The organism is Ideonella azotifigens, from assembly GCF_006519715.1.
GTDB classification, from domain to species: Bacteria; Pseudomonadota; Gammaproteobacteria; order Burkholderiales; family Burkholderiaceae_C; genus Ideonella; species Ideonella azotifigens.
This window is the reverse complement of record NZ_VIDT01001017.1, coordinates 1-1,474: the sequence shown is the minus strand read 5'-3', so window position 1 is coordinate 1,474 and position 1,474 is coordinate 1. Positions and strand designations below refer to the sequence as shown.

The following is a 1,474-nucleotide window of genomic DNA, read 5'->3' as shown; positions in this document are numbered from 1 at the left end:
GCAGATCGAGGTGCGCAAGGCCATTCGCCCGCGGGACAAGACACCGCTGGCGCGGCTGCGCGCGCTGGGCCGCGGCTACCTGCAGTGGGCCAGGGCGCACGAGGCGCATTTCCGCATTGTCTCGGCACGGGACCAGATCGACCTGGCGGGTTCACCGGCGCTGCAGGCCAGCATGCAGGCGGTGCGTGCGCTGACCGAGCAGACGCTGCACGAAGCGCAGGCTGTGGGTGAAGTGAACTCGGCGCACGACGCGGCGGCGTTGGCGCTGCTGTCGCGCGCGACCGTCTATGGCCTGGCGCGCATGCAGCTGGACGGTCACCTGCCGCAATGGGGTGTGAAGCCCGGCGGCGAAGCGGCGGCCACCGAGGCGACGCTGGCGCTGTTGGTCAGGCTGATGGCGGCAGGTGCAAGCGGCGCGCCAGCTGCTTGAGGCAGCTCAGCCCTGCTGCGCGCGGCGGCGGCGTTCGCGGCTGTTGGCCAGGTGGGTGCGCATCGCGGCGCGGGCGGCGTCAGGGTCCTGGCTGGCGATGGCGTCGAAGATGCTTTCGTGTTCGCCGTTGACGCGGCGCAGGTAGAGGCTGCGCTCTTCGGTCAGCGCGTCGCTGAGCGCGGTGGTCGGCTGCAGGCGGGCGCGCGGGATGATCATGCTGCCCAGCGTCTGCATCAGGTCGGCGAAGTGGTGGTTCTGCGTGGCGCGGGCGATTTCCAGGTGGAACTGGAAGTCCGGTGCAATCGCATCGCCACCGTTGGCCACCGCCTGGGTCACCGCGTCGAGTGCCTGGCGCATGGCCTGCAGGTTGGTGGGGCTGCGTCGCACGGCGGCCAGCGCGGCGGCTTCGGTCTCGAGGCCGATGCGCAGCTCCAGCACCGCGATCACGTCGTTCAGCGTACTGAACTGCTCTGGCGAGATGCGAAAGCCGGTGCCCTCGGAAAAACCGATCACGAAGGTGCCGATGCCGTGCCGCGTCTCGACCATGCCGGCCGCCTGCAGCTTGGAGATGGCCTCGCGCACGACGGTGCGGCTGACCTCGAATTCGGCCATGATGGCCGCTTCGGTCGGCAGCTTGTCACCGGGTGCCAACCGGCCATCCCGGATGCGGTCGCCCAGGGAGTCAACCAGCTCCAGGGCAAGGGTGCGGGGCCGCCGGCGGGCGGGAAGCGTGGAATTCGGTGCAACAGGCTGCATGCGGGGTATTGTCCCTCGTCGGATCGGTGGAATCCCAGGTCGGGCGCTGGCTTCAACGCGCTAAAGTGCCGTTCCTGGTTATGTTGTACGACGACATACAACTATCATCTCCGGGCTGTGATGCCTGCGCAAGTCAGCAAAGACCCGCAGCGCAACAGCGCCAGAGCCAGCTTTTCAGTTCCTGACCTGAGCGAGTTTGCCTTGACCAACGCCGCCGCCCCGACCGCAGCCCCCGTGGCTGCCCCTTCCATCGCCTCGCTGACCGCCAGGCCGCCGCTGACGCTCAGC

At 68.9% G+C, this 1,474-nt stretch carries 2 protein-coding genes; one reads left to right on the top strand and one right to left on the bottom strand.

Annotation, left to right across the window (positions count from 1 at the left end):
- Positions 1-430 (top strand): TetR-like C-terminal domain-containing protein (locus tag FKP22_RS30205; RefSeq protein WP_141291902.1); only part of this gene is annotated, 430 nt, incomplete at its 5' end.
- A gap of 6 nt (positions 431-436) precedes the next feature.
- Here the strand turns inward: FKP22_RS30205 and FKP22_RS30200 are convergent.
- Positions 437-1,186, bottom strand: coding sequence for a FadR/GntR family transcriptional regulator (locus tag FKP22_RS30200; RefSeq protein ID WP_141291901.1), 750 nt, complete (start codon positions 1,184-1,186; stop codon positions 437-439).
- Positions 1,187-1,474: the final 288 nt, after the last annotated feature.